This window comes from Rubrivirga sp., assembly GCF_049648075.1.
Lineage (GTDB): Bacteria > Bacteroidota > Rhodothermia > Rhodothermales > Rubricoccaceae > Rubrivirga.
In genome coordinates, this window is the sequence record NZ_JBARYR010000108.1 from 1 (window position 1) to 7,546 (window position 7,546).

The following is a 7,546-nucleotide window of genomic DNA, read 5'->3' on the forward strand; positions in this document are numbered from 1 at the left end:
GTGCACCGACCGAGGGCAAGGCCGACGTGGCAGCCCGCGCCTACGTCCTGCTCGGCCAGGTCGAGGAGCACCTGGGCCGCTTCGAGGACGCCGCCGAGTCGTACCGGTTGGCGTTGCGGCAGAAGCCGGCCTACGAGCTCGCGTTCTCGGCCGAAGTCGGGCGGGCCATCGTGCTCGGCCTCGACACGGACCGGTCGGAGGACGCGCTCCGCATCGTCCGCGGGATGCGTGGCGACGACAAGCACTACCAGCGCCGCGCCGAGCTTGCGTTGGTAGAGGCCCGCATCCGAGCCCGAATCGGGCAGTCCGCCGCCGCGCTGTCGCTTTACCGAGACATCCTCTACAACGAGGAGCTAGGCGGCGGGACGGTGCGCGGCGAGACGCACTACCGACTGAGCGAGTTCTACCGGAACTCCCTCAACGACTACGTCCGAGCCTCGGCCCACCTCGACACGGCCGCGACGGCCCTCCGTGTGAACCCCGACGACCGCCCGCCCGCGCGGGGCGCCGTCCTCGATGTGGCCGACGAGGCGCGGACCTACAGCGGGCTCGCGACCTCGGCCCGTCGCATCGCCGAAGTGGACTCGCTCATGGCCCTCGGCGCGCTCTCCGACGAGGCCTTCCGCGCGCGGATCGACGAGATCGAGACGGAGCGCCGGCGGGTGTGGGTCGAGGACCAGCGACGCATCGAGTCCGAGCGCCGCGCCCAGGAGTTCAGCGGGGGAGGTGGCGGGTTCGACGCTCAACCCAACCGTCCAGCCACTCCGACGCCCGGCGGCGTCCCCGCTGCGAACGCCGGGTTCCTCTCGTTTCGCAGCCCGGCCTCGGTCCAGTCGGGGCTCATCACGTTCCAGCAGCGGTGGGGGGACCGGCCGCTGGTCCCGAACTGGCGCCGACGCGCCGCGGTCTCTGCCAGCGCCGTCGCGGCCGACCGCGGGACGGTGTCAAACACCATCGGCGGTGACATCGGTTTTTTGGGCGGACCCGAGCCGCTGGACCTGTTTGCGATTCCGAGGACGCCCGCCAAGCGGCAAGAGATGGTCGTCGAACTCGCCGGGCTCCGCTACGAGCTCGCGAACGCGTTCTTCCTCCAACTCGGGCAAGCCGATACGGCATCGGCGCTCTACCGGACCATTCTCGAGGAGACGCCGGACCTGGCGGTAGCCGTCCGTGCGCGGTACGCCCTGGCCGAGATCGAACGGGCGGCGGGCCGAGACGACGTCGCCCGGCCGCTCTACGAGTTCGTCCTCGAGGCCGACTCGCTCGAGCTCGGACGCGCGTCCCGGGAACGTCTGGGGCTGCTGCCCCTCGAGGACGAGGCGCCGAGTCTGGAAGACGCATCGGCCTCGATGTACGACGCCGCTCGGCAGCGGTGGCGAGACGGCGACCCGCTCGGCGGAGCGGCCGACATGATCCGTCTGGCCGATCTCGACCCGGAGCACCCGGTCGCGCCGCGCGCCTACTTCGCTGCGGCATCGGCTTTCATCGACTGGGCCGACGCCGACTCGCTCACGCTGCGGTCCGCCTTGCCTGACTCCCTGATCTCTGAGGTCCTGTTCGCGGCCGAAGACGCGGAGACGATGGACGTTCCGTCGGACTCGATACGGACTCCGGCTCTCGGCCTCGAGGACGGGCCAGTTCCCGTCGACGCGGCCGCCGATCCAGCGGAGGCAGAGCCCGACCTCGAGGACGACGCACTCGATGTGGACGAGGTGCCTTCTCGTCTCGAGGGCGCCGGAATGCCTGCCGCTCCCGTTCAGGTGGTGGGCCAAGAGCCAGAAACGGAAGGGGTCGAAGGCCCCCTCCCCAACGAAGACTCCGTCCCCGAGGAGCCTCAGGGCGACCCTGAATCCGACCCTGCCGACGTCGCACCCACTTCGGATGTCATCGAGCTAGAGCCAGTCGTTGCACCCGCTGATAGCCTGTTGACAGCCGTCGCCCTCGAGGGCGAGCCGTCGGACTCGTCGTTCGTGACGGTCGCCGACCACCTCCGGGAAGTCGCCGCGAGGTACCCGAGCAGCTTGGTTGCCGAGCGGGCCACCCTCCTCGCAACGGAGCTGACACCGCTCCCCATCGTGACCCTACCGGTCACGTCGGATTCGACGAGCGGTCTGGGCACGGAGGTCGCTGAGTCGGACTCTACGGGCTTCATCGATGCGACAGGAGTTGACTCGGCACCCCCGCCCGATAGTGTCCTCGAGGACGCGGAGGGCGGTTTGAGAGGGTCGGAGCCTCTCGACCCTGATCTCGGCGGGTTCACGTGGAAGGTGCGCACGCTCTCGATCCCCGACGAAGGGGCGTCGACGATCGGCGTGCTCCAGGAAGCTGGTTTCCGGTCGGCCGTCCTTCAAGAGCTCGAGACGCGTTCCTACATCATCGCAATCGGACAGTTCGAGATGGAGGGTCAGGCCAAGGCGGTCACGAACGATCTGCCCGCGTGGGCGCGCTTCCGAGGCGAGGTCGTCCGCATCGACGCCTACGCCGTGCCCGCCGACAACACCGACATCTAGAGGGCGCGTTCGGGTCCGGTCCGCAGGCGGAGGAACCTGCCTCCCAGGGTCGGGTACCGGCCCCCTTTGCACGTAATACGTCCACGCGGCACTGTCCGCGCACGTGCGCGCCGCCGCACGCTCTGTATATGGCCTCCAACCGCACGCCCCAAAACCCCCGCGACGGGCAGCCGAAGAAAGACGGCGGGAAGCGCCCCCGGCTCTCGCTCGGAACGTTCTACTTGTTCGTCCTCATCGCACTGCTCCTGCTGGCGGTCCAAACGTTCCTGACGGGGAGCGGGTCGGGCTCCAAAGTCGAGTACTCGACCTTCCTCGAGCAACTCGAGTCCGGCGACATCGAGAGCTTTGAGGTCAACGACCGCGTCGAGATCCGCGGCGCCTACACCGAAGAGGCCGTCGAGGCCGGTCGCGTCGAGGTCCCGACGCCCGAGCCGTCCTTCGGCCGCCAGCCCGAAGCCGACGCCGGTCGTCGGTTCACGACGACCAAGCCCGACGACCACGACCTGACCGACTTCGTCACGGCCATCAACGCCGAGCGGACCGCCGCCGACCAAGACGCCATCGAGTTCGAGGCCGACTACACGTCGTCGGTGTGGAGCGGCATCTTGTCGTGGGTGGTCTTGTTCGGTCTGTTGGCCGTGTTCTGGATCTTCATCCTTCGCCGCATGGGCGGGCCGGGCCAGCAGGTCCTGAACATCGGCAAGAACAAGGCGACGCTCTTTGACCAAACGGAGGGCGCGCCGATCACGTTTGCGGACGTCGCCGGCCTGGACGAGGCCAAGGAGGAGGTCGAGGAGGTGGTCCAGTTCCTCAAAGATCCGCAGCGGTTTACCAAGCTGGGCGGCAAGCTCCCCAAGGGCGTCCTTCTAGTCGGTCCTCCCGGAACCGGCAAGACGCTGTTGGCCAAGGCGGTCGCGGGCGAAGCCCAGGTCCCGTTCTTCTCCCTCTCGGGCTCCGACTTCGTCGAGATGTTCGTCGGCGTGGGAGCGGCTCGTGTGCGCGACCTGTTCAAGCAGGCCAAGGAGAAGGCGCCCTGCATCATCTTTATCGACGAGATCGATGCCGTCGGGCGCTCTCGAGGACGCGGCTCCGTCATGGGCGGCAACGACGAGCGCGAGAACACGCTCAACCAGTTGTTGGTCGAGATGGACGGGTTCAACACCGACAAGGGCGTCATCCTGATGGCGGCGACGAACCGGCCCGATACCCTCGACTCCGCGTTGCTGCGCCCCGGCCGCTTCGATCGTCAGATCCTGATCGACCGGCCAGACCGTCGCGAGCGCGCGGCCATCTTCAAGGTCCACACCGAGAACCTGACGCTGTCGCCCGACCTCGATACGGAGCTTCTAGCCGGCCAGACGCCTGGCTTCGCCGGTGCCGAGATCGCCAACGTGTGCAACGAGGCCGCGCTGCTCGCTGCTCGCGACGGCAAGGACTCGATCGAGATGATCGACTTCGAGCGGGCCATCGACCGTGTGATCGGTGGGCTCGAGAAGAAGAACAAGCTCATCAGCCCTGACGAGAAAAAGATCGTCGCCTACCACGAGGCGGGTCATGCCGTCGCCGGCTGGTTCAGGGAGTACACCGACCCCGTCGTCAAGGTGTCGATCGTGCCCCGAGGCATGGCCGCGCTCGGCTACGCGCAGTCGCTGCCGCAAGAGCGCTACCTCTACACCAAGGAAGCCCTCGTCGACCGGATGGTCATGACGATGGGCGGGCGGGTCGCCGAGGAGATCATCTTCGGCCAGATCACGACCGGCGCTCAGAACGACCTGGAGAAGATTACCAAGATGGCCTACGCCATGGTGGTCGACTACGGCATGAGCGAGGAGATCGGGTACGTGTCGTTCAACCTGTCGGGCCAGAAGGACCAGCCGGTGTTCGACAAGCCGTTCTCCGACGACCTGGCACGGCGAATCGACATCGAGGTCAAGCGCATCATCGACGACGTCCGTGTGCAGACGCGGGCCGTCCTCGAGGAGCGCGGCGACAAGCTTGAGGATTTAGCCCAGGCACTCTTGGAGAAGGAGGTGCTGAACGAGAACGATCTCAAGGAGGTGCTCGGGCCGCGACCGTACAAGCGCAACACCTACGACGCTGGCGTGACGGCCGAAGGCGAGCCGGTCACGCCACCCCACGGCGGCCTCGAGGGCGACGGTCTGGCGTCGGACCCGCCCCCCGCACCGACGGGCGACAACGCCCTCGACGGGCCGTCCTCGACAGGTTCGTAGAGTCGTCCTCGAGGTCGAACGAGACGGTCACATGATCGGCCTCGAGGACGATAGCCAGCTACCGGAGCCAGAAAGGGAGGAGACACAGATGCGGTCTATCGATTTAGACCGGTGCCCAATCTGCACTCAAGCTTCGCGTCCTCGAGGTCGGAATCGGGGTCGGGCGGGGAAGTGTGAAGGTCTCGGCATGGGAAAACGGAAGGCGTCCGGGTAGCTTGGATCTCTGACCTGGCGCACCGGCTAGACCGCGGTGCGCCTTTTTTCTCGACTCGCTCGACCGACTGTGCCGACAATCAACCAGCTCGTCCGCAAGGGACGCACGCCGAAGCGCAAGACCTCCGGGGCCGCCGCGCTCCAGGGCAACCCGCAGCGCCGCGGCGTCTGCACGCGCGTGTACACGACGACCCCGAAGAAGCCGAACTCGGCGCTCCGCAAGGTGGCCAAGGTCCGTTTGACCAACGGCATCGAGGTCATCGCCTACATCCCGGGCGAGGGCCACAACCTCCAGGAGCACTCCATCGTGCTCGTCCGCGGCGGTGGCGCCAAGGACCTCCCGGGCGTCAAGTACCACATCGTTCGTGGCGCGCTCGACACGGCCGGCGTCGCCGACCGTCGCCAGAGCCGCTCGAAGTACGGCGCCAAGAAGCCCAAGAACTAGTCTCGCCCTTGAGGTACCGGCGCGAGACACAATCTCGTGGGCCGACCTCGAGGACGTCCTAGACATCCAGACTCCGAATCCATGCGCAGGAAGCAAGCCGAAAAGCGGATCCCGATCCCCGATCCGATCTACGGAGACATCACCGTCGCCAAGTTCATCGCCGCCGTCATGCGTGACGGCAAAAAGTCCGTGGCCCAGGGCCTCGTGTACGGCGCCTTCGACCTGATCGAAGAGCGCACGCAGGAGCCCGGCGTCGAGGTCTTCCGCCAGGCGCTCACGAACGCGGCCCCGCTCGTCGAGGTCCGCAGCCGCCGCGTCGGTGGCGCGACGTACCAGGTGCCCATCGAGGTCCGCCCGGAGCGTCGCACGTCGCTCGCGTTCCGGTGGCTCTTGCAGTTCGCCAAGTCCCGCGGCGACAAGTCGATGGCCAACCGGCTCGCGGCCGAGCTGATCGCCGCCTCGCGCGGTGAAGGCGGTGCCGTCAAGAAGAAGGATGACACACACCGTATGGCCGAGGCCAACAAGGCGTTCGCTCACTTCGCGCGCTTCTAACGAGACCGGAATACAGGGCCACGTACTGGCCCGTTCCGATCAGGACACACCATTCGTCCCCCAGACATGTCCGAAGAACTCCAAGGCAAAACCTTCTCGCTCACCAAGACCCGCAACATCGGGATCTCGGCCCACATCGACGCCGGCAAGACGACGACGACGGAGCGCATCCTGTACTACACCGGCAAGACGCACCGGATCGGCGAGGTCCACGAGGGCGGCGCCACGATGGACTGGATGGAGCAAGAGAAGGAGCGTGGCATCACGATCACCTCGGCGGCGACGACCGCGGAGTGGAACGGCCACCGGATCAACATCATCGACACGCCCGGTCACGTCGACTTTACCGTCGAGGTCGAGCGCTCGCTGCGCGTCCTCGATGGCGCCGTTGCGCTGTTCTGCTCGGTCGGCGGCGTCGAGCCCCAGTCCGAGACGGTCTGGCGGCAGATGGACAAGTACAACGTCCCCCGTATCGCGTTCGTCAACAAGATGGACCGGACGGGCGCCAACTTCGAGAACGCCGTCGCGATGATGAAGGACCGGTTGGGCGCCAACGCCGTGCCGATCCAGATCCCGATCGGCGACGGTGAGATGTTCCGCGGCCACGTGGACTTGATCACGATGAAGGCGTTCATCTTCGACGACGCCACCCAGGGCTCCACCTGGGACGAAGTCGACGTCCCGGCCGATCTCGCGCCGGCCGCCAAGAAGGCGCGCATCGTCCTCCTCGAGGCCGTCGCCGAGCACAACGACGAGCTGTTGATGATGTACCTCGAGGGCGAGACGTTGCCCGTCGAGGACGTCAAGGCGACCGTCCGCAAGGCCGTCATCTCGATGGACATCACGCCGGTCTTCTGTGGCTCGGCGTTCAAGAACAAGGGCGTCCAGCAGCTGCTCGACGGCATCGTGGACTACCTCCCCTCGCCGCACGACGTGCCGCCGATGGAGGGCCACAAGCCTCGCACCGAGGACATCGTCACGCGCGATGCCGACCCGGACGGCCCGTTTGCGGCTATCGCGTTCAAGATTGCCACCGACCCCTACGTCGGTCGCCTGACGTTCGCTCGTGTCTACTCCGGCACGCTGTCCAAGGGCGACGCGCTCTTGAACGCCAACACGGAGAAGAAGGAGCGCGCCGGCCGCCTGCTGTTCATGCACGCCAACACGCGCGAGGACGTCGACCAGGTCAAGGCCGGCGACATCTGCGCGATCGTGGGCTTGAAGGACACGAAGACGGGCGACACGCTCTCGGACCCGGACAACCCAGTCGTTCTCGAGTCGATGGACTTCCCGGAGCCCGTCATCAAGATTGCCATCGAGCCCAAGACGAAGGCCGACATCGACAAGCTCGGTGTGGGTCTCCAGAAGCTGGCCGAGGAGGACCCGACCTTCAAGGTGTCGTCCGACGACGAGACGGGTCAGACCCTGATCGCCGGCATGGGCGAGCTGCACCTGGAGATCATCGTGGACCGCTTGAAGCGCGAGTTCAAGGTCGAGGCCAATGTCGGTGAGCCCCAGGTCTCGTACCGCGAGGCGATCCGCAAGACGGTCGACCACACGTACACGCACAAGAAGCAGTCCGGTGGCCGCGGCCA

General features: G+C 66.8%; 4 protein-coding genes and 1 pseudogene. All 5 read left to right on the forward strand.

What is annotated here, in order from left to right; genetic code table 11:
• A pseudogene (locus WBA11_RS02940) lies at positions 1-2,510 on the forward strand (hypothetical protein); the annotation flags it as partial.
• A gap of 128 nt (positions 2,511-2,638) precedes the next feature.
• Positions 2,639-4,741 (forward strand): ATP-dependent zinc metalloprotease FtsH, encoded by a 2,103-nt coding sequence (ftsH, locus tag WBA11_RS02945; RefSeq protein ID WP_424519232.1) that lies wholly within the window; start codon positions 2,639-2,641, stop codon positions 4,739-4,741.
• A gap of 283 nt (positions 4,742-5,024) precedes the next feature.
• Entirely contained in the window at positions 5,025-5,399 is a 375-nt protein-coding gene (rpsL, locus tag WBA11_RS02950) for a 30S ribosomal protein S12 (protein ID WP_424519233.1), read from the forward strand.
• An 81-nt stretch (positions 5,400-5,480) separates the two neighbouring features.
• Positions 5,481-5,951 carry a 30S ribosomal protein S7 gene (gene rpsG, locus WBA11_RS02955; protein ID WP_424519234.1) on the forward strand — a complete coding sequence of 157 codons (471 nt, stop codon included), beginning with the start codon at positions 5,481-5,483 and terminating at the stop codon, positions 5,949-5,951.
• Between the two features lie 66 nt (positions 5,952-6,017).
• Positions 6,018-7,546 (forward strand): elongation factor G (fusA, locus tag WBA11_RS02960; protein WP_424519235.1); only part of this gene is annotated, 1,529 nt, incomplete at its 3' end.

Bases quoted from the DNA above. Each gene is read 5' to 3' on its own strand.
- rpsG (WP_424519234.1), top strand. From the start codon at position 5,481: ATGCGCAGGAAGCAAGCCGAAAAGCGGATCCCGATCCCCGATCCGATC.
- ftsH (WP_424519232.1), top strand. From the start codon at position 2,639: ATGGCCTCCAACCGCACGCCCCAAAACCCCCGCGACGGGCAGCCGAAG.